Genomic DNA, 18,425 nt, shown 5'->3' on the forward strand with positions numbered 1-18,425 from the left:
CTATGATCAACTGAAGCGATACAGCATGTGAAAGGCTTGTTCAAACAAGTCTTAAGTGGACATTGAGCCTTTCATGCCTGCACCTGTGCGGACGGCCAGATGATGGCATCAACAATGGCGCGGGCTGCGACTTCATCTTCCGCCGCATCGATGTCGCGCTTGGCACCGAGACGGATGCTCTCGATCATTGCGCCGATTTGCTGCCACTGTGCAAAAGCAGCGAGTACAATGTCGGCAACCTCGCCAAGCGTTTCCGCTGTAATGCCAACTTCCGATGACAGGATTGGATAGTCTGATGCTTGCGGATTGCTTGCAGCCTTGAGTGCCTGCGCCTCAGCCACCTTCTGCTGATAGGTCATCGCCTGACCAGTCCCGGGCGTGATGTATTGCAGGCGTTCAATTTCAGCGGCAGCATCAACCGACACCTTCAAAGCTTCCTTGACGGAAGCAAGGGACGGCACGGCTTCACCAGCCGGAGCATTGAAATTCTTGCCGTCATATTGCCAGCCCTGACGGACGTTGTTGGGGCATTTCACCCAAACGAAAGATTCATGAAAACGGCCTTTGGGATCGATGTCGGTGAGTTCAATGACAACATTTTCAACAATACTGGCCCACATTATGCATACTCCAAGATGATCACTATCCCTGCTGCCCCAGCGCCGCCCGGAAGAGCCGCCCAGTTTTGTCCACTTGCCGTTCCGCCACCACCTCCACCAAAACCTGTGGCATCAACACCGGCACCGCCGCCAGAACGAGGTGAACCGCCGCCACTAAAACGAGATGAAGCTCCGGGAGCGCCAAAGTTTGCGGCTCCTGTCGTTAGCGACAAAGACACACCACCGGGAGCGCCGGGAGAATTTTCGATGTTGCCGCCGGTTCCATTGCCCGGCCATCCTCCGCCCGTAAGCCAAGGCGCACCCGTTGGGCCAGCAGTCGCACCGCCGCCACCGCCACTGGCCGAAAGCAAGCTGCCAAAGGAGGAGGCACCGCCATTTCCGCCATTGCCGCCGTTGACCGGACTACCTCCCGCACCGACGGTCACCGTGACGCCAGCAAAGCCGCTGGTAATTCGGCTGCGAGCGTAGCCCCCAGATGCTCCGCCCGACCCGACTGATACATTTCCCGCGCCGGTTTCCCTTGTGCCGCCGCCAGCGCCACCGCCGCCTTGCACTTCAACGACAACAGATTGCGTTCCCGGTGTTGGTGTGTATGTCCACGCGCCGATCCCAGCGAATTTTTGCACACCAATCAGGCGACCACGCTGTGCATTAGCGAAAATGAATCGCGTTCCATCACAGACAAGAGTGGCGATAGTACCAGCAAGTAAATCACCGGCACTCAATGCACTTCCGTCATCATGAACGATAGGAAGCGCAGCAAGCGAGCCAATCTTGAGTGTCGCACCAGCCGTGTTTGTCGAAGTGATTTTCACTGCAACAGATAGACCGGCTGAATAGGACGGAAGAACTGGATTAAGATTAATCGTTATAGCATTTGCTGACCCAGCAGCTTCTGTATAGTTCCACTTGCCAGACTGAACGTCTAAAGCGACCTTTTCGACATATGAACCGTTTACGCGCTCAAAAACGCGGCCATCCGGCAAACTTACACCGTGACCGTCTGCGGGAAACGCAAAGGTCCAAGCCCCCGCAGACCATTCTGCTACCTGACCGTTCTTTCCAACCCATGCACCCGTTGCACCAGCAGCGACAATATAGAGATCACCTTCAGCGGGATTTTCTGGCGGAGCCGTGAGCGTAATGCTCTTGACTGGAAGCCAAGGCAGACTATTGAGCTGCCCGATAGGTGTCTTGCGGGAGCTGACCCAATCACGGCTGGCAAGCCATTCAACATAAACACCACCAATGCGGATGAACACACGTCCATCCGGCAATCCGATGCCGTGGCCGTCTTTCGGAACTGTGATATTCCATGCCTGCCCGTTCCACTCGGCCAGTTTCTTTGCATGTCCGGTCCATGCGCCGGTAGCACCCGCAGGAATGATATAAGTGTCCCAAGCTGCCGGATTGGCAGGCGGCGCAGTGACCGTCATGGACTTGACCGGCACCCACGGCGTTAGGGAAAGCTGCGCGACCGGCACTTTGCGGCTTTCAACCCATGCACGGCTCGCCAGCAAGACAGAAGGATCGACCAGCATCGTAACATTGGCGGTTTCACCAATGATGATCTGGAACTCGTATCGGATATCTTCGAGCTGGCCTTCCAAGGCAGTCGGCTTGTATTGCGAAACTGGCTTGGCGACCGCGACCATATCGCCGTCCACATCGAAAATGCCAAACTCGCGCATCCACCAGCCGCCAACAGTGGTCGGGATTATGGATGTAACCAGCACGGCAGACGGGTTGAGCGGATCGATCACAACGCTCTCGACCGGCGTTCGCCAGACTTCTCTAACGAGTGCGGTGCTGGCCGCAGTCGGATTGACCTCAGCACCATTGCCATCACCAATTGCAAAATGCGTGATTGTCACCGCTGCACCACCGGCAGCACTCAGAGCCAGCTTGTTGCGGCCCTTATTGGTGACAATAGAAAAATAGTTCTGCGCCATAGTCAGACCCCGGAAGTGGATAAAGCGTTGATGCGGATTTCACGAACGGCGCGTGCGCCGGTTCCCGCATAGGATGGAATGATGAAATCGTCCGAGCCAAGCTGTGGCGCGTTGATGCGCACGGTGCGACCACGCCGCGATGCGGCACCGGCATAGACGTTAGAGATACCGCGCAAGCCGTACTGGATCGCAATGTCTTGGCTCCAGCGCTTGGTTGCATTGATGACACGAGCCGCCGCCCGCTGATTGGCAAGATCAAGCGGCGCATGGCCGTTGATGACTGTGTCTGACAAAAACAGCACGATCTTGTGTGTATTGTGATGCGCCTTCGGCTCTTCCTGCCACCATTGTGTCCAGCGCGCCGAAATACCGATTGCTTCTAACGCCAGCTTGACACCGCGCACCGTGCCGGTGCGGGCATGGATTTCCGGCGCATGGCTGATGAGTGAGCGAAGCAAGTCCTCACGCATATTGGCCGATACGAACTCGGACAGACCAGCTTCAACAATCATGGTCGGCAGGAGTGATGCCGGAACCGTCGCTGCATCCTGAATCATCAAAGCCGATGGCTTGAAGTCAGCCAAAACCGCGCTTAACGCATTAACGAAATCTCGGGAACGCCGGTCATTGACGCCGGGAGGGACAAGCTCAAGCGGGATGAACGGATCAGACATTCGCCCGGACCTCCAGAACGATTGTCAGCGCATCCAGTCCCGCATAGTGCGTTTCCGGCAGATCGGTGAAGGCCAAGCCCGTTATTGCAACATCGGACACGCCGAAAAGCGCCTTGACGGCTGCGACGATGACCGAAGGTGCAACCTGTGCGCCAAGCTCCTGCGACCACGGATAAAAGGCGGCTTCCGCCGTTGCCCGCACCAAATCTTCCAAACCGGCAATCGCTTCCAGCGACCGAATGGTCAAGGTGAAGCTGAAACCCACGCGGACAGGATCATGGACGGTGACATAATCCCCCATGGCGCGAAGCGTGTCTGGATCAAGATAAGCAAGCACCGCATCCTTCAGCGCGACACTTGGGCCACCTGTTTTCATGAGCGGATAGATATGGATGTAGCCCGGCTCCGGGCGGATGGGAGCAACATCGACGATTTCAGGGTCAACGGCCATGACATGCTCGCGATAGCCATTACGCGGGCCGGTCTTGGCAATCGTGAACAGCGCATTCACCACGCGAAGGCGGAAACGCTCCAGTTCCTCGTCATCGGTGCCACCCGTGATCGTGGTGACATTGCGAGCGCCGGAAACATAGGCAACCGGATCGAGCAGATCAGAAACCGCGCCCACGCCAAGGCCATTGAAGGCCGCACCGGGTGTCTGCGCCGATGCGCGAACCACGCCAGCCGTCATTCCGGCCGGAATGATCAGATCAGCATCGGTAGCAAAGATAACCGCCGTACCGGATGCCACACGGGTGCCTTTCGGAACCGCAACGTCGATCAGACGAACCTGTGTCAGTTCAAATCGAATATCGGTTGTTGCAGGCTGTGCAAGAAGCTTGAAGGTCGAGACGTTGGAGCCACGGTTTTCAAGATGAATGCCATCGGCAAAGACGGCAGTGTTCTGAAGCGTTGCGGTCTGTGCCGCCTCATGCAGGATCGAAAGCGCGTAACTGGCGACTTCAATCAGAAACATTTCCGTTTGTGCTGGATAAAGTGTGCGGCCTGAAACCTCCTCAAAAGCCTGTTTGAAGAGCGCTTTAAGCTTGGATGGATCGCGCTCAAAAAAGTCTGGCGCACCATTGGCGCGAAGCTGTGTCAGCGTCCTTTTGACGGGATCAGGCATTATACTGCACCTCCGTCATATATTGATCAGCAATCACGCTTTCGACCGGACGCCAGAACACCTGTGTCTTGAAATGCGAAAACTGCGCCAGAAGCACTTCGACCTTCTCAACCACAATGCGCGGCTCCCAGATCGTAATCGCGTCCCAGATTTCGCGGGTTAGCAGCGGAATGCCGATGTCGGGATGTTTGTCGATAGCACCTTCCACATCGCAGCCTTTTTCCGGTTCGGTCGGAACAGAGCGCTTTGGCGTCATGATGATATTGGCAATCGACTGATTGAGATCGTCAATGGCGGTGACGATAGCGCCGTAGGTATCGGCAGCAGCACCCGTTTCCGGGTTGATGCGGCTTACCTTTAAAGACCAGTGTCGGTGACGGATTTTATCTTTGTCGATCATGCCGCCAAGCTATCGGGCAGCACATACAAAAATGACCGGACATCGTGTCCGGTCAGTTCACGTAGCAGCAATATCTGCTAACAATAGGCAACTAATAACACCACATAGGGCATGGGGCAAGTCGTGACAGAAAACGTTGAAATTCCGCATAAGAAGACCAAGAAAAGCAGGACGATATGGGTGCTATCGGTCATTTCACTTGTCTATATCGGCATCGTCTATCTCCTGATCAAAGAGACCGCTACCTGCGATAAAGTTGCTATTTCGGCAAATTGGTTCAAGGGATTTTGGGATCAATACCTCGGATGCCGCTCGGTCAACGAACTCGGAGACACATTAGCAGGAGCATTCGCCCCGGTTGCATTCCTTTGGCTTATGGGAGCGGTGTTCATCCAGTCACAGGAGCTCAAGGCACAACGTGAGGAACTGGATGAAACGCAAGAGGTGATGCGCGCGCAGTTACAGGTCTCAATCCAGCAAGTCGAAGAAACAAAGGCATCAACTGCCCTCTTTAAAAAACAAACTGAAATGTTGGAAAAGGAGCAACAACTTCGCCAACAAAAAGAGAGCGATTTGCTTTTTGATAGTCAATTAGCAGCATTTTTAACGGCCTTCAAAAAGGACCACATTGGGTACGATCTCGGCTTTAAATTAGATGGGTCTACCACAAAAAATTGGACAGCCAGCAGTTTACCGGACCCCACAAGACTAGACGAACTAACCCCTACAATCGGAATATTGGGCTTCTATAGGGGTTTTTCCCTTCCGGAGAACAGCCGAAAAGCCATCCTCACTAACTGGGAAAATGAACATCTTTTTAACATTCTAATTGCTCAGATCAGCGATCTGATAGCCCTACAATCCGAACTATCAAATTCTCACAAGTCTTATGCTGCCTCACTAGAGTTGGTTGCAACTCACGAAACTCTCAAAAATATATCTGAACGATTGAAAGTCTGGAAGCGGTCCGATGATTGACCAAGCTTAAGCGGGATCGCCCGTAAGCGCACCACCCGGAACAACGCCGGTGTGTTTGTGATCATGACCCACATTTTTGCCATTGTGGGTCAGTTCAGCACTTTCAAACACTATTGCTGAAGCTGTGACTTTTACCGGGCCATTGAACGTGACGGTTAGAGCACCTGCGGCCCGATCAAGATGGACTGCCCCACCCGGAAAAACCAAACCAACATCGTCATTGCCGCTGAATGGTGGCGCATCGTTGTCATTATACTTGGAGCCGATGACACAGCCGTCTTCGCCCTTCATATCGACGGCACACCAAACTTCGTCATCCATATCCGGCATAAGGAAGCTTTTCGTCGTGCCGGATGACTTTGCCAGCACATCAACCCAGAATGAAACGGTTTCGTCCTCATCAACGAACTGGACTTTGACGCGCATCTTCTTCGGATCACGGTCAACCACGATCCCGCGCTTGTTCGAACTGTTAGCCTTGAAGTCATTTTCCGCGCGCATCGATAATCTCCGCTTCTGATGTATAGCCGTCCCGGCTCATTCGGTGGGTAGATGTGTCGATCAGGTACTTGCCAGAATATTTCCCGAAGTCGGTCATATCGACCGTAACGCCCGCCAATACCCGCACGTCGCCCACAAGCGAGATCGAACCGGAACGGCTTTTCCTATTCTTGAAATGCAGGCGTGATTTCGCCAGCGCCTTGGCATTGGCAGGGCTTTCCGTGCGCTCACCAGAGATTTTCAGAGTGTCGCCCGTTTTGACCTGGGCGTCCTCTTCCTCTGACTTGATCGGTTCTTTCTTGTTGGCATCCAGATAACTGACGCTGGCCTTGGAATAGGTCTCGGCAGTCTGGAATTTGAGGCGATAATCCAGAAGCATCGTGCCGATCTGGGTATGGCTGATCGCCAGCGCCGCAGCGCGGCCATCAACCGACTTGAATGAGGTGAAGATCGCCCGCTTGCCCTTAACCGTGAAATAATGCCCGGTGTCCTCGGCCAGCCGCGTTAGAAACTCAAGGTCACGTTCCCGGCGCTGGGTCACGCGCTCAAAGTTCAGGTTTTCAATATCGCCCTCAAGCGACAGGCCGTTTTCGCCAGTCACTTTGCTGACAATGGCGCGCAGAGACTGCTTTTCAAAGGCGCGGGTCTTTTCGGTACGCAACGGTTTGCTGATTGGTGCGGCAAGGCCGCGAATGGTCATAACATCGCCGTCACGACTGCCCGATGCTTCCGGTTCATCCATTTCAAAATCGCCGCAAGGCAAAACGCCGTCTTTGCCGTCAAAGATGGTCAGATTCATCACATCGCCGGGTTCAGGGCACCATTCGCCCTTCCAGCGACCGTCCTTGTCCTGAACTTCAACCTCGATCTCATCCATCTCACCGTGATGTTTGTCGGTGTAGCTGACAGACGTGGTCTGCGGGTCCATTTCAGACGAAATATCGACGCCCTGATAGATCAGCGAGAAATATGGTTTCGTCGCCATTATTTCGCTCCATAGACCGGATTGTTTCGCTTCCATGGCGGCAATAGATCGGTGTTGCTGGCTTCCTCGGCAATGACCGGGATTTTGAGCGTGATGCCATGCGGCAGAACAAGCGGCGGAACGGTCAGCGCATCAAGAAACAGATCGCGATTGGCTTCAATCAGGACGGTCTGTTTATACTGGTCTCCATAATAGCGATAAGCCAGCAAGTCCCAGCGGTCGCCGGTAGCGGTCACATGATCAAAATAATCGCCTGTCAGTTTTGCGCTCATTTCTTCACCTGTGGATTTTGAGCGGCACCGCTGGAAATGGCCGGTGCGCGAGACTTGGCGATAGAAGTGATCAGCGAGAACAAGCCACCGGCAATTGGATCTTCGAGAAGCGTGATTGTCGCCTCAATTCGCACCGGAACGCCGACCAGACTGGTTTTAACGATGGTGATAGAAAGACTGTCCACCACATAGCGCTTGCCGTTAAAAACGCCGTTGCCGAGAACCAGAGGGAGCGGCGATTTCAAAGCAAAGGCAGCTTCCAGCTTCGCCAGTTCGGTTGCCGGTGTGCAAAACTCTTCCGAAAAGAAAAAACTGAATTCCTTACGGTCAAGCTCTTCGCCGATCTCCTGCAACACCGGCTTGCCCCGCGTTGGGCCATGCTGCGCAAATGTTGCTGCACGATCATAGGAATGCGCGGTTGGGCCGGTCAGAGGCGCAATTCCTAACGGGATACTGCCGAGAAGATAGATCATGGCTGTCTACGCTTCCGTTTGCGCTGCTCTTCATCAACCAGATTGGCGATGTGGCGCGCATGGGTGGAAAGCTCCTTTTTGATGTCGGCTTTTGCAGACTGTGCATCACCGGACAAAGGAATGGTCGGCTTATATTCGATATGAATGCCACCGCTAGACTGTGACTGCGCGATAGATGCGGACTGGCTGCGCGCCGCAACCTCGGATCGAACAGCAGCGCCCGCCACTGGCTGAGCCGATACAGGAACGCTTGCGCCGGTGATACTCGCAGCAGCTAACGTTGCAGCCGCAGCTCCGCGCATGGCCTTGACCATCGGTGCAGGCCGGATCGATTGAGCAATGGTTTCTGCGAATTTCAGCTTGTGAATATCGGAGAGCGGCCCGACCTTTGCTGGCGATGACGGCAGATGGTCACGAACCGCCTGCGCCATCTTCTGAATTTCCGCCGTTACAACCGCAGCCCGTGCGCGAATGCCAGCAGCCATTGTGTCCATCAAGCCAACTCCTTGATTATAGAAGCTGACATTATTCAGGAAGGCTTGAGCCTGTCGAATAGACGACATCACCGACGCGCCTACTTGCTGTGCAGATGTTTCGAGTGCTGCAAGCTTTCCCATAGCCGGAGATGTATCAATAGCTGCCACGGCCTGCATGTCGGTTTTTAGGGCTGCGGTCGCCATCTGTGCGGCCTGAATGGTAGCCGGATCAGTTACACTGATATTTGCTTCCGTATCGCCACCGCTAAACGTGAACACTGATTTTACCTTGTTCCATGCGTTAGCAACACGCGCAGTCGCGCCGTCGATCAAGCCGCCAATGGTGTCAGAAATACCAGCCCAAGCAGCACGTATGCTTTCTGTCGGCACCCAGTCGAAAACAGACCTGATTGAAGTCCAGACACCATCAACCGCCTGAAACACATTCTGTACGGCGGCTGAAGCTGCACCGGAAATTCCATCCCAGTGTTGAACCACCAGACCAACAGGCGTCCACGAAAAGGCTGTTTTCAGCAAATCCCATGCGCCGCTCACGATGCCCGGAATAGCACCAATGAAGCCTTGAATGGTTGACTGGATGCTGCCCCAGTTCTGGATCACCAGACCAAGAGGCGACCATGAGAAGGCTGTTTTCAAGACCGATAGCGGATCGAAGCCAAGCAGGCTTTTCAGCTTTTCCCAGAGCGCTGAAGCACCGGCTGCAATCGAGTTCCAAAGCCCGATGAAAAATTCCTTGATCGGTCCCCAATAGATATAGATTGCAGCCGCAGCGGCGACAATTGCCATAACCAAAAGCACAATCGGATTTGCCAACAGAGCAGCACTCAGCATTGTGATACCCAATGCAATCTGGACGATACCAGCCGCGGTCGAGATCAGAACGGGCGCAAATGCTAACGCGCCGAGAATGGTAGCAAGCCGTTCCCACGATCCGACATAATTTTTAGCCGCGACCAGATAGGCGCCAAGTTTCTGAAGGACATTGTAAACTCCAACAGCGAAGTTCCACGCTGTTTCTAGAACGAACTGAATGTTCTGGCCGATATAAGCGGCCCATTTATCCAGTTCACCGCTATCCTGTAACTGGTTGATGGTATCAAGTATCAGCTGAAGCTTGCTCTTCATCCAGTCGAACAAGCCTGCATTCATAATCGCAAGCTGGAATTGCAACCAGATGTCGCCGATGTTGGAAATCATGCCTTCCCATGTCCGGGAAAGCTTATCCATTGCACCGCCATACTTCTCGCTGAAAATCCCGCTGATTGCTTTCTGAATACCCGCTGCATCGCCTTTCATGGCTTTTACGGTTTTGCTTTGTCCATCAAGGGTCACATAGCTATATTCAATCACGTCGCCGGATTTGGATGAAATGATGCCAAGTTCCTTCAGGCGCTCATTTTCGCCTGTGACAGCATCTTTCATCGCTTCAACGGCCTGAAGCATTGGAACGCCCATTGCAGCTGAAGCATCACCCAAGTCACGCATCAATCCTTGCGTCGGATCAAGCCCCATTGACCGCAGTGCTACAAAGCTCTGCATGACTTGATCCAATTCGTAGGGTGTTTTAGCTGCGAAATCCGTTACCCATGCCATCGCTTTTTTGGCTTTGGCACTTGATCCTTCAGTCGTTTCAAGGATTGTCTGGAATTTCTCGAACTGTGAGGCTGTATCGATTAATTGGTGAGCCGCTAATGCAGAGGCACCAAATGCGGCGGTAGCAATGCCTGCCGCTAACGCCAATCCCCGAAACGTCTTTCCCGCGCCGTCCCTGATTTGCCCGAAACCGCTCTTGGCGAGTGCCACGGTCTGCTTATGCAGCGCAACAGTTGCGCGACCGGCAGCACGCGCACCGGCCACGACGCCATTATAAGCACCACGCGCAACGGATGCGAGTTTGGAAAGGGCTGATGTCTGTTTTTGGGTGGCTTTTGTGGCGTTGTCGGCGGCTGTTTGAGTGGCCTTTGAACCGGCTTTAACAGAGGCAGCGGTTTTCTTTTCCGCAGCCATGATCTTGTTCATGACCTTGGTTGCGCGGTCGATGCCCTCAAAAATCATCGCAAAGCGCATGCAAAAGCCTCCGGCAGGATTACCTGCCAGAGATCGCATATTTCAATGTAGGGATTAGCCGGACATTAAGTCCGGTCACTTGTCGGCAGCGGCTTTGCGGATGGCCTCGGCCTTTGCCTCTTCGAGTTCTACTGTCTCTTCATACCAAAACAGGAACTCTTCTACGTCCATTGCCTGCAACCTATCATGATCCCATCCCTTTTCAATAAGGAAGATGTGCTGGGAGGGATGCGACAGGCTTAGTTCAGAGCGTTTCCCGGCTCCCCCTCCGTCGTGTCTCCATCTTTACCGCCAAACACTTCGCCGATAAGCTGGAGCGTGTCGCCAGCGGGAACCAGTTCCGCTAGATCGGTTAGGTTCAGCTTTTCGCCTTCAAAGCGAACAACTTCACAGACAAATGCGGCCTGCGCTTTTGGTGTGTCGCCCTTCGCAACGCGCTGTGCCTTCATCCAGAGGCCGTGATTGATAAAGTTCGGCACGGTGCAGGAAATGCCGCTTTCGCTCAAAGTGATAGTGCGGTCGCCTGCGTTGGCATCCTTGTGAGCCTTCAACTTGGCCCGGACGCCGGATAGTTCAATCTTGTCAGCCATTCTTGTCTCTCAAACGTTAGAAATCATGGACACCAGCCGCTTTTTAACGCGGCTGGCGGTGGATAGAGCTTGGCTCTAACAGCGCAGGCGGGTTTCGATGAAGTTGAGTGCGTCGGATTTCAGGCTTTGGGCATATTCCGGGGCAAGCGGTAAAGCGGCCCGGATTTCAGGATGGTAGGGCTTTAAATCTTCTGCCTGCCGCACAATGGTCATCACGGCGGGAAATGCCATCATGTCGTGATGATCATAATCGGCGATAACATAAGCCTGCATCACCGGATTGCTGAAGGGCATGGCCGGTGATGGTGTCGGATAGAGCGAGACGGCGATCATGCAGACGATAGCCGACATGCCAATCAGATAGGCGCTGATAAAAGCAGCTGTTTTGCGCATGGTTTCCTCAAAAAGAAGTTTCAGGAATAGTCCGGTCTGGTCGCGTGATTAACGCGGCCAGACGTCTTCGCCATTGATGCGGTAAATGTTGTTCCATGCATCAAATTCGATGATCGGCGTATCGCCGCCATAAACGGCCTGCTTGAAGGTGCTGATCGAGATGTCGTGTTCCTGACCAAGATTTTCGCCAAGCTTGGCAGTACGGCCACCTGTCTTCATCATCTGGAACCCGATATGGGTGACGAGCGTGTGAGACTGCTGTGCGTTCAGTCCTTCACCATCAAAAACATCCACATAAGAATGCAGCTGAAGCTTATGCATCTTGGTTGGATTGAGGATGGCGCGACTGACTTCCTCATCCAGCCACTCAAACGAAATCTTGCCCTCAATCGCCTGTACCGGGCGACCGGGCAGTTTCAGAACGCCGATCATGCCAAGCGTTTGGTGTTCAACTTCGGCATGGGCGATCTCGCCCATGTCCAGTTCTGCCACACGGCCACAAACATCAACCTCGTTGATGTAGCAGTCGGCCTGTGTGATCTGTCCGTTTTTGCGTGCCATGGATTAAGCCTCCTGTCAGGCCGCGAGCGAAAGCGCGTCGGAGATGAATTTCGTATCGACGTAGGAATCGACGGTGATGCGCTCCATGACCGAAGTCGGATGGCACTCGAACTTGTAGTAGAAGCGGCCATCGGCAATCTGTTCGGCAGTGTTCTTTGTACGATCAAACCGGAAGGTCGCACCGTAGAAGACGCCATCACCAATCTTGGAGCGCAGATAGGCGTTCACACCTTCTTCAGCGGCTTCAACATTCTGGCGGGTGCCAAGCCGGTCCACATAGTTCATGAGGAAGAAGATGATCGCTTCATGCGTCATGTCGAGAATGCGGCGGGCATGAATGAAATTCTCGACATGCGATGATGTCGGGAATGCAGCCGAACGGTTGCCGAACGTGCGGTGGCCGGTCGCAAAAGAGCGCATGGCAGTGACGATGCCAGCTTCATTGAGGAAGTTGGTGTCGTTTTGATAATCGCTCGGATAGAAGTTGATCGGAACTTCCAGATCGACAATGCCCTTAATCTCGCGATTGGACGGCGAATGATGCCAGCCCTGCTCAAGATCGGTTGCGATAATGACACCGGCCAGACGCGACGACAGAGGATCAAGGCGAGTGTCAGTCGCACCCGTCGTATCTTCAATCACCACATGTGGATAGGTTAGCACGGTGCGGGCGCTGGATGTGTTGGCTGTGCCGGTCGCACCACGCGCTTCCACTGCCTGCTGTTTGGTCAGACCAAGCGGCAGATCGGCAATGGCAATCGCATGGAGGCGGTTCGCGACAACGTCCATTTCAGCACGAACGGTCGCAGTTGGAGAATAGCCAGGCGCTATGATCAGCTTCGGGAAATAGCCGAATTTATTGTAGCACTCATATGCGCCAGAAAACCCGGTTGCCAATCCGGCAGGCGTAATTGTGCCATTAATGTCGGCAGTCGTGACCTTGGAAGGATCAGGCGTGGTGCCTTCCTTGTGCGTGTCCGGATCAAACACGTTGTTGACGATGATGGTGCCGCCGTCGCCCTGATCAAAGATTGCATCAAGGGCTGCGGGAATGGTGTAGCCAGACTTGTGCAGACCGAATGCAGCAGATGCTTCAGCACGGGTGCGGACGATTATGCGCTTGTTGATGAAATCGGCGCGCTTGTCAGCACTGTCATGCACATCCTGAATGGGAGCTGTTCCATTGACATAGGTGACAGCGGATTTGACATCGCGAACAACGGTCACGCCGTCTTTATGTTCAACGACCTCCGGGCCGTGGTGGAAAGTTGCAGCCATTTATCAGGCTCCTCCAGACTGAGAACCGCCGACCACTTCTGCCGAAGGAATTTCGGCAATCAGCAGTTCACGTTCGATCAAATTGCTAACGATTGGGTGATCTTCCGGCAGTTCCGTGTAGGACGCGCCCGGAAAAAGCATGCGGGTCTTTTGGCCCTCGATGTCGAGCGGCGTGACTGGTCCCGTATAGCGGTAGGACTTTCGGGATTGCGTTTGCGGCTGCTTTGCCATTCCTTTTTTCCTCTACAAAGTTGTGAATGCTGGTCGCATGAGCGGCGCGGGTGTCTGGTAGGTGCGAGCAACAGCCGGGATCGGAAGCGCGATGCGGATTTCCCAGCGCCAGACGCCCTCGGCCTCTTCCATAAGCTGGTCGCGGGTCATGACAGCGGGACCAGCTCCGACAAAGGCGCGACCTTGAAGAGCAAGACGAATATCTTCAAGATGGTTGTAAGCACCGCCTTCGCCGCGCAGTGAGCGAACCAGAAGCACAAGCGAAAACTCCATGGTGCGGACTTGCGCGGTATTGGCTGGGCCTTTTGGTGCCGCATAGCGTGAACCGGCATAGTGAATGAGCAACGCAGCTGGCAGGTTGGAAAAGTCGTAGCGCTTCGGATCGTTCGGAAAGACCTCAACCTTGCATTGGCCGGAAACGCTTTCCTTCAAGACAACGAGGAGCGCGTCTTCAACCTGTTCAATGACCAGTGGGGATCGAACTGTGCGCAAAGTGTCGCTCATGGGTTCCATCCTTTGAGGATGCCCGGAACACGCGCAGGCGGGATGATGGCATCAACGCGGGTCGATCCGGCTTCACCATTGATGGGTTCGCCTGTAATTGGCAGTTCAAACTTGCCGGTTGCGACCGCCTTGATATTGGTGAGCGCCGCGTCATGGCGTTCCTTGACGATCTCGGAAACCTGTCCCTGACCGCCTGACTTGTCGCGCAGACGATAACGCGCAACATCACCAATGAGACCTTTGACAAGCGCAGGCGTGGTTTCCGGGGTCAGCGTTTCGATCACAGCATAGCGAGCGCGGGAATAGCCGATCAGAATGTCTTCGGCATATGTCAGTGCGGCTTCGATCTTGGCTGTATCAATTGAACGACCGGCAGCGTCGTTCAGATTGCCAATGCCCGCAATCTGCGAGACTTCGGCCAGCCCGAACATCTCTGTAAATTCTTCAACCGTTAGAAAACGCGGCATTGGTTAAACCCATTGTGGTTGTGAGGCTGCGGGATGGCCGCAATGATGTGACCATCCCGCCAGAAAAGGCCCGGCTTGAGAGACTTCGGATCGGGCCTTATTTTGTGGGCTTGCCCGACTTACCGTCTTCACCCTTGCCAGTTTCAGCGTCTGGCTTGGTGAGCTTCGCCAGTTCGGCCTGCGCTTCCGCCAGTTTGGTTTCGGCTTCTGTACGTGCTGCTGCTTCTGTTGCAAGATCAGCAGTCAGATCAGTTACCGTCTTTTCAGCGGTTTCGGAGCGGGTGATTGCCGTCTCCAAGTCGGCCTTCAGCGTGTCCCGCTCTGCCGTCAAAGGAACAAGAGCGGCGGAAACGGCAGCATCAACAGCCGTCTGAAAATCACTCTCAAGCGGCGTATCGGGCATATCAGCCGACACAACACCCTCAATATCATCAGGATTGATGACACCTGATGCCGCAAGCTGAAGCGCAAGCGCCGTTGTGACGCTGACGGTTTTCCCTGCCGGTTCTCTAACGCCGTCGATCTTGGCGGGGCCGGTCAGGGTGACCGAAAGTTTGCGATCTTCCATTTTGCCCTCCATTAAGCCGATGCTGCGCCAGCGTTCTGGATGAGGAAGCCCGCCTCGGAACCTGTAATGGTTGCGCGGCGCTCAATGGTGGTTGGATAAATCCACGAACCATTGCGATCCTCAAAATACGGCTTGTTGACCTGCGGATAGCCAAGCAGCTCATAAGTGTAGGCGTAGCTTGGCACCTGAAAGTTGTTGCCAAGTTCCGGAACATAAGCGAGGATCGCATCATCGCCCCAGACATCATTGGCAAGCGCGCTGTCGTCGGATGTTTCCGGCAGATAGACCGCCGCACCGACAACCACCTTTTTTACGTCGAAATAGGCAGCGAGCATTTCAACCGAAATGCTGTCTTTCGACGTATATTTGAACTGTTCCTTGATTTTCGGGTGGTTCTTGGCAGCGTTAGCGGCATTCGGGCCGAGAGCGAGCGTATTCGGATAGCGCCCGACAGACCGGCGGATTGCTTCCTTGGCCGCATCAATGTCGCTCTTTGGATCGGAGTTCGGGTCCGTCCAGCGATCCCCACCTACCAACGCAAGCTTGTGGTTGGCATCATACTTAGAAGCATCACGCGCAAGCTTGGCGCTATCGACTTCCAATGTGAGGTCAAGAACGTCCAGCACCATGTTGACGGCACCGGCTGCAAGATCAATGCCCGGAACGGCTTCAGCTTCCTGCTGATGTTCGACCGGCACAACGGCTTCAAGCGAATCCTGCGCCAGCGATACCGGATCATCCGCATAACCGTACTGGATGCGCTTGCGGTCGGCACCCGGCGCACGGCGGGTATTGAGCAGACGGAAGCTTTCCTTGCCGAAACGGATTGTGCGCATGGAACGGTTCGGGATCGAAACACGCGGGAACAGATCGGCGGAAATGAAAGTGGAATTGCGATAGCCACGCGCATGCGTCGAAAGAATTGGATCGACAACGGCGGCGGTGCGCTGATTGAGAGGCTTAGACATCAACTGGTCCTTACTTGACGAGAATGGTGACGAATTCACCGTCCGCTGCCGCAGTGAGAGCGCGGGCGAAGACGTTGACGGATTCTGCGGTTGCGGCTTTCACGCCACCGGATGCGGCGGAAATGACCTTTGCACCCTTGGCAATCGCACCCTTGGCGCGGATGCGGACGGTGCCGATCATCATGCCAGCGACATCAAGGCCAACTTCGGTAGCCGGGTTAAGTGCTACGGCTTTCACCGCTGCATCGTCCGTGGTGATCTTGCCATCATCAAAGCCGACGAGATCATAGGCATCAAAAACCGTTGTGGCGGTGATGGTGTCGCTGAACACCGAATTGAAATACTGCATGGCAAAAATCTCCGGTTACGAAACGGCGCTGACAGCGTCGAGATATTCAGTGCCGGGATTTGCCTTCTGATAGGCAATCGCCTTGGCATGAAGCTGCATATCGGATGGATCGACGGCTTTGCCGTCAGCCGCAAAGGATGCAGAGCCGCCAGCGCCCGGTTCTTCAGGCAAGTCGAGCGATCCGAACGATACGACCTTCGGCTGTGCCGCAAGAATGTCGCGCAGTGCTTTCGACACTGGAATGGCTGCTTCACCTTCAGCAAACGAAACAGCGGTTTCCGCTGGAAGCGCATCAAGCAGTGAGACGACCTTGTCCTTGCTTGCGGCTAAAAGCTTGCCGTCTTTGACGAGGTTTTCCGCAAAGGACACATTGTCGGCGTGAACCGCTTCCTGTTCGCGTTTCTTGATGCGCTCTTCACGGGCGGAAATGTCAGCTTCGCGAGCGGCAAAAGCTGGATCAGGCTGCTGGTTGGGCTGCGTCACAGGTGCAGGCTCCTTTTTCGGGTTTTCGGGATGGGCTGAAAAAGTTGTGCGCGAGGCTGGCTTTTCGACCTCGGTTTCCGAGAGCCATTCAATGCGATAGGCAGGCAAAGCCTTGTCGGCGTCTTCAAGGCCGAATTTCTCAATCAGGAAATCACGCATCATGCGGAAAATGCTGGCCGTATCCTCAAAGCCACGCTCGCCAAACTCGGCGCTGACAGTGACGGCAGCGTCACCGGCTGCGAACTGGACGTTCTTGAGGCCAGAAACGGCAGGAGCCGCGCCGCCCAGAAAGCCGATATGTTTCGGATACCATGTGCCGGGAACCGGATTGGCTGCATGATCAGGACGGAAGAAAGAAAGGCTAACTTTCTTATAGCGGCCCGATTTTACGGCTTCCGAGAATGCTGGCTCGATCTCGCCAACGGTCGCATAAAGACGCTCGTTGCTGGCGTCATATTCAAAGCCCTTGGCCCATGCATAGGCAGGCGCATCGGTTGAAGGATGACCAACAACGCAGGGTGCGGGTGCGGTTTCAGGATCATAGCAATCTGCAATCGCCTTCAGGTCCGCAGCGGTATAGGTGATCGCAGCGCCTTCCATCGGCGTAAATGTGCCGGGACGGAAGACCTCAATACGGGCAGTGGGATTTGTAGCGGTTGCGATCGGCATGTCAGCTCCAGAAATGATCTGGGCCGACAATGCGGGATGGCAAAAAACAAAATGACCGGACGCGATGTCCGGTCATGTCATTTGTTTGATCTAGGCCGACAATGCGTCAGCTTGCGATGAGTTTCAAGATACTATCCGGGCTGAATTGCGATTTGTGTCTCTGACTATCATCGCAATGCCCTTTCATTCGATTTCTAACGCGCCTCTAACGCGGGGCAAATCAAAAATGAGTAGTTCCGGGCGTTGAACATGCTTATGCGCATCAGTGGCGAAGAAAATCAATGGCATCATTCGGCGCTCAACCAGTCTTCGGCAATGAAGAATATTTCCTCTTCATCCGCATGCGAGATACCAAGATAAGGGCGCGCCGGAATAACGGCTCCCTTCATATAGCCTTTCGATTCACCACCCATATGCTGAATGGCTGCATAGATGAGTGCAGACCCAATCCGTACCTCTGTGTCACTTGCTTCGTAGTTTATTGACTCCTTGAGATGACCGGACACGCGAAGAATTGTCATTGCGGCATTGCCGTTCAATCGTGAACGTCTGTACCGTGTAACAGCTGAAAGCCCTTGCCACCGCGTTCCATCGGGAGCCTGTTCATTGTCGAAGTTATTATCAACAGATTGCAGAAGATGCTCACCGACGTTTTTATAGAAGCCGATAGGCCGCTGCATCTTGCCAATCAGCTCGGCCAGCTTCTCGCGCATATCCGCATCATCAATGGTGGCTTTATAGCTGATGCCTGTCATTGGACTTTTTCCTGTTCTGGCACTATATTGAAACCGTCAGCAACGCTAAGACTGGTGATGGTCA

The 18,425-nt window shown here is 54.3% G+C and carries 23 protein-coding genes; 1 reads left to right on the forward strand and 22 read right to left on the reverse strand.

Annotation, left to right across the window (positions count from 1 at the left end):
• Nucleotides 1-71 precede the first annotated feature (71 nt).
• Genes ABE530_RS11805 through ABE530_RS11825 form a run of 5 tightly spaced genes read right to left on the reverse strand, consistent with a single transcriptional unit; the run spans nt 72 to nt 4,772 of the window.
• Entirely contained in the window at nt 72-620 is a 549-nt protein-coding gene (locus ABE530_RS11805) for a hypothetical protein (protein ID WP_499694634.1), read from the reverse strand.
• The gene (locus ABE530_RS11810; protein WP_499694635.1) at nt 620-2,572 is read right to left on the reverse strand and encodes a phage tail-collar fiber domain-containing protein; all 1,953 of its coding nucleotides are present in this window, start codon (nt 2,570-2,572) and stop codon (nt 620-622) included. Before ABE530_RS11810 ends, ABE530_RS11805 begins: the two co-directional genes overlap by 1 nt.
• 2 nt (nt 2,573-2,574) lie before the next feature.
• Nucleotides 2,575-3,246 carry a phage tail protein I gene (locus ABE530_RS11815; protein WP_499694636.1) on the reverse strand — a complete coding sequence of 224 codons (672 nt, stop codon included), beginning with the start codon at nt 3,244-3,246 and terminating at the stop codon, nt 2,575-2,577.
• On the reverse strand, nt 3,239-4,372 hold the full coding sequence (locus ABE530_RS11820) for a baseplate J/gp47 family protein (protein ID WP_499694637.1): 1,134 nt from the start codon (nt 4,370-4,372) through the stop codon (nt 3,239-3,241). Before ABE530_RS11820 ends, ABE530_RS11815 begins: the two co-directional genes overlap by 8 nt.
• Entirely contained in the window at nt 4,365-4,772 is a 408-nt protein-coding gene (locus ABE530_RS11825) for a GPW/gp25 family protein (RefSeq protein ID WP_499694638.1), read from the reverse strand. Before ABE530_RS11825 ends, ABE530_RS11820 begins: the two co-directional genes overlap by 8 nt.
• Before the next feature lie 123 nt (nt 4,773-4,895).
• On the opposite strand from ABE530_RS11825, the gene ABE530_RS11830 reads away from it, so the two are divergent.
• The gene (locus ABE530_RS11830) at nt 4,896-5,750 is read left to right on the forward strand and encodes a hypothetical protein (RefSeq protein ID WP_499694639.1); all 855 of its coding nucleotides are present in this window, start codon (nt 4,896-4,898) and stop codon (nt 5,748-5,750) included.
• A gap of 6 nt (nt 5,751-5,756) precedes the next feature.
• On the opposite strand, the gene ABE530_RS11835 is transcribed toward ABE530_RS11830, so the two are convergent.
• From ABE530_RS11835 to ABE530_RS11915, 17 genes are all read right to left on the reverse strand, one after another.
• Nucleotides 5,757-6,251 (reverse strand): phage baseplate assembly protein V, encoded by a 495-nt coding sequence (locus ABE530_RS11835; protein WP_499694640.1) that lies wholly within the window; start codon nt 6,249-6,251, stop codon nt 5,757-5,759.
• Nucleotides 6,235-7,236, reverse strand: a complete 1,002-nt coding sequence (locus ABE530_RS11840; RefSeq protein WP_499694641.1) for a phage late control D family protein — start codon at nt 7,234-7,236, stop codon at nt 6,235-6,237. Before ABE530_RS11840 ends, ABE530_RS11835 begins: the two co-directional genes overlap by 17 nt.
• Complete coding sequence (locus ABE530_RS11845) at nt 7,236-7,508, reverse strand: tail protein X (RefSeq protein WP_499694642.1); 273 nt, start codon at nt 7,506-7,508, stop codon at nt 7,236-7,238. Before ABE530_RS11845 ends, ABE530_RS11840 begins: the two co-directional genes overlap by 1 nt.
• Nucleotides 7,505-7,981: a phage tail protein gene (locus ABE530_RS11850; protein WP_499694643.1), complete on the reverse strand. Its 477-nt coding sequence runs from the start codon at nt 7,979-7,981 to the stop codon at nt 7,505-7,507. The genes ABE530_RS11845 and ABE530_RS11850 overlap by 4 nt, the downstream gene beginning before the upstream one ends.
• Entirely contained in the window at nt 7,978-10,545 is a 2,568-nt protein-coding gene (locus ABE530_RS11855) for a tape measure protein (protein WP_499694644.1), read from the reverse strand. The genes ABE530_RS11850 and ABE530_RS11855 overlap by 4 nt, the downstream gene beginning before the upstream one ends.
• Before the next feature lie 239 nt (nt 10,546-10,784).
• Nucleotides 10,785-11,135 (reverse strand): hypothetical protein, encoded by a 351-nt coding sequence (locus ABE530_RS11860; protein WP_499694645.1) that lies wholly within the window; start codon nt 11,133-11,135, stop codon nt 10,785-10,787.
• A 75-nt stretch (nt 11,136-11,210) separates the two neighbouring features.
• Nucleotides 11,211-11,528 (reverse strand): hypothetical protein, encoded by a 318-nt coding sequence (locus ABE530_RS11865; protein WP_499694646.1) that lies wholly within the window; start codon nt 11,526-11,528, stop codon nt 11,211-11,213.
• 48 nt (nt 11,529-11,576) lie between these two features.
• Nucleotides 11,577-12,089, reverse strand: coding sequence for a phage major tail tube protein (locus tag ABE530_RS11870; protein ID WP_499694647.1), 513 nt, complete (start codon nt 12,087-12,089; stop codon nt 11,577-11,579).
• 15 nt (nt 12,090-12,104) lie between these two features.
• A complete protein-coding gene (locus tag ABE530_RS11875) occupies nt 12,105-13,367 on the reverse strand; it encodes a phage tail sheath family protein (RefSeq protein ID WP_499694648.1) in 1,263 nt (420 codons plus the stop codon).
• Between the two features lie 3 nt (nt 13,368-13,370).
• Nucleotides 13,371-13,598 (reverse strand): hypothetical protein, encoded by a 228-nt coding sequence (locus ABE530_RS11880; RefSeq protein WP_499694649.1) that lies wholly within the window; start codon nt 13,596-13,598, stop codon nt 13,371-13,373.
• Between the two features lie 12 nt (nt 13,599-13,610).
• Nucleotides 13,611-14,102: a Gp37 family protein gene (locus ABE530_RS11885; protein WP_499694650.1), complete on the reverse strand. Its 492-nt coding sequence runs from the start codon at nt 14,100-14,102 to the stop codon at nt 13,611-13,613.
• Nucleotides 14,099-14,569, reverse strand: coding sequence for a phage protein Gp36 family protein (locus ABE530_RS11890; protein ID WP_499694651.1), 471 nt, complete (start codon nt 14,567-14,569; stop codon nt 14,099-14,101). The genes ABE530_RS11885 and ABE530_RS11890 overlap by 4 nt, the downstream gene beginning before the upstream one ends.
• 97 nt (nt 14,570-14,666) lie before the next feature.
• Nucleotides 14,667-15,137 (reverse strand): hypothetical protein, encoded by a 471-nt coding sequence (locus tag ABE530_RS11895; protein ID WP_499694652.1) that lies wholly within the window; start codon nt 15,135-15,137, stop codon nt 14,667-14,669.
• A gap of 11 nt (nt 15,138-15,148) precedes the next feature.
• Nucleotides 15,149-16,105 (reverse strand): major capsid protein, encoded by a 957-nt coding sequence (locus tag ABE530_RS11900; protein WP_499694653.1) that lies wholly within the window; start codon nt 16,103-16,105, stop codon nt 15,149-15,151.
• A 10-nt stretch (nt 16,106-16,115) separates the two neighbouring features.
• A complete protein-coding gene (locus ABE530_RS11905) occupies nt 16,116-16,454 on the reverse strand; it encodes a hypothetical protein (RefSeq protein WP_499694654.1) in 339 nt (112 codons plus the stop codon).
• 15 nt (nt 16,455-16,469) lie between these two features.
• Nucleotides 16,470-17,606, reverse strand: a complete 1,137-nt coding sequence (locus ABE530_RS11910) for a hypothetical protein (RefSeq protein WP_499694655.1) — start codon at nt 17,604-17,606, stop codon at nt 16,470-16,472.
• Between the two features lie 287 nt (nt 17,607-17,893).
• Nucleotides 17,894-18,361 (reverse strand): phage virion morphogenesis protein, encoded by a 468-nt coding sequence (locus ABE530_RS11915; RefSeq protein WP_499694656.1) that lies wholly within the window; start codon nt 18,359-18,361, stop codon nt 17,894-17,896.
• Nucleotides 18,362-18,425 lie beyond the last annotated feature (64 nt).

The organism is Brucella sp. TWI559, assembly GCF_039674265.1.
In the GTDB taxonomy this organism is placed as follows: domain Bacteria; phylum Pseudomonadota; class Alphaproteobacteria; order Rhizobiales; family Rhizobiaceae; genus Brucella; species Brucella chromiisoli.

Coding starts and splice junctions, on each gene's coding strand:
- ABE530_RS11835 (WP_499694640.1), bottom strand. CDS start 6,251: ATGCGCGCGGAAAATGACTTCAAGGCTAACAGTTCGAACAAGCGCGGG.
- ABE530_RS11825 (WP_499694638.1), bottom strand. CDS start 4,772: ATGATCGACAAAGATAAAATCCGTCACCGACACTGGTCTTTAAAGGTA.
- ABE530_RS11805 (WP_499694634.1), bottom strand. CDS start 620: ATGTGGGCCAGTATTGTTGAAAATGTTGTCATTGAACTCACCGACATC.
- ABE530_RS11910 (WP_499694655.1), bottom strand. CDS start 17,606: ATGCCGATCGCAACCGCTACAAATCCCACTGCCCGTATTGAGGTCTTC.
- ABE530_RS11890 (WP_499694651.1), bottom strand. CDS start 14,569: ATGCCGCGTTTTCTAACGGTTGAAGAATTTACAGAGATGTTCGGGCTG.
- ABE530_RS11915 (WP_499694656.1), bottom strand. CDS start 18,361: ATGACAGGCATCAGCTATAAAGCCACCATTGATGATGCGGATATGCGC.
- ABE530_RS11875 (WP_499694648.1), bottom strand. CDS start 13,367: ATGGCTGCAACTTTCCACCACGGCCCGGAGGTCGTTGAACATAAAGAC.
- ABE530_RS11895 (WP_499694652.1), bottom strand. CDS start 15,137: ATGGAAGATCGCAAACTTTCGGTCACCCTGACCGGCCCCGCCAAGATC.
- ABE530_RS11840 (WP_499694641.1), bottom strand. CDS start 7,236: ATGGCGACGAAACCATATTTCTCGCTGATCTATCAGGGCGTCGATATT.
- ABE530_RS11815 (WP_499694636.1), bottom strand. CDS start 3,246: ATGTCTGATCCGTTCATCCCGCTTGAGCTTGTCCCTCCCGGCGTCAAT.
- ABE530_RS11870 (WP_499694647.1), bottom strand. CDS start 12,089: ATGGCACGCAAAAACGGACAGATCACACAGGCCGACTGCTACATCAAC.
- ABE530_RS11900 (WP_499694653.1), bottom strand. CDS start 16,105: ATGTCTAAGCCTCTCAATCAGCGCACCGCCGCCGTTGTCGATCCAATT.
- ABE530_RS11880 (WP_499694649.1), bottom strand. CDS start 13,598: ATGGCAAAGCAGCCGCAAACGCAATCCCGAAAGTCCTACCGCTATACG.
- ABE530_RS11820 (WP_499694637.1), bottom strand. CDS start 4,372: ATGCCTGATCCCGTCAAAAGGACGCTGACACAGCTTCGCGCCAATGGT.
- ABE530_RS11810 (WP_499694635.1), bottom strand. CDS start 2,572: ATGGCGCAGAACTATTTTTCTATTGTCACCAATAAGGGCCGCAACAAG.
- ABE530_RS11855 (WP_499694644.1), bottom strand. CDS start 10,545: ATGCGCTTTGCGATGATTTTTGAGGGCATCGACCGCGCAACCAAGGTC.
- ABE530_RS11885 (WP_499694650.1), bottom strand. CDS start 14,102: ATGAGCGACACTTTGCGCACAGTTCGATCCCCACTGGTCATTGAACAG.
- ABE530_RS11860 (WP_499694645.1), bottom strand. CDS start 11,135: ATGGCTGACAAGATTGAACTATCCGGCGTCCGGGCCAAGTTGAAGGCT.
- ABE530_RS11850 (WP_499694643.1), bottom strand. CDS start 7,981: ATGATCTATCTTCTCGGCAGTATCCCGTTAGGAATTGCGCCTCTGACC.
- ABE530_RS11865 (WP_499694646.1), bottom strand. CDS start 11,528: ATGCGCAAAACAGCTGCTTTTATCAGCGCCTATCTGATTGGCATGTCG.
- ABE530_RS11845 (WP_499694642.1), bottom strand. CDS start 7,508: ATGAGCGCAAAACTGACAGGCGATTATTTTGATCATGTGACCGCTACC.
- ABE530_RS11905 (WP_499694654.1), bottom strand. CDS start 16,454: ATGCAGTATTTCAATTCGGTGTTCAGCGACACCATCACCGCCACAACG.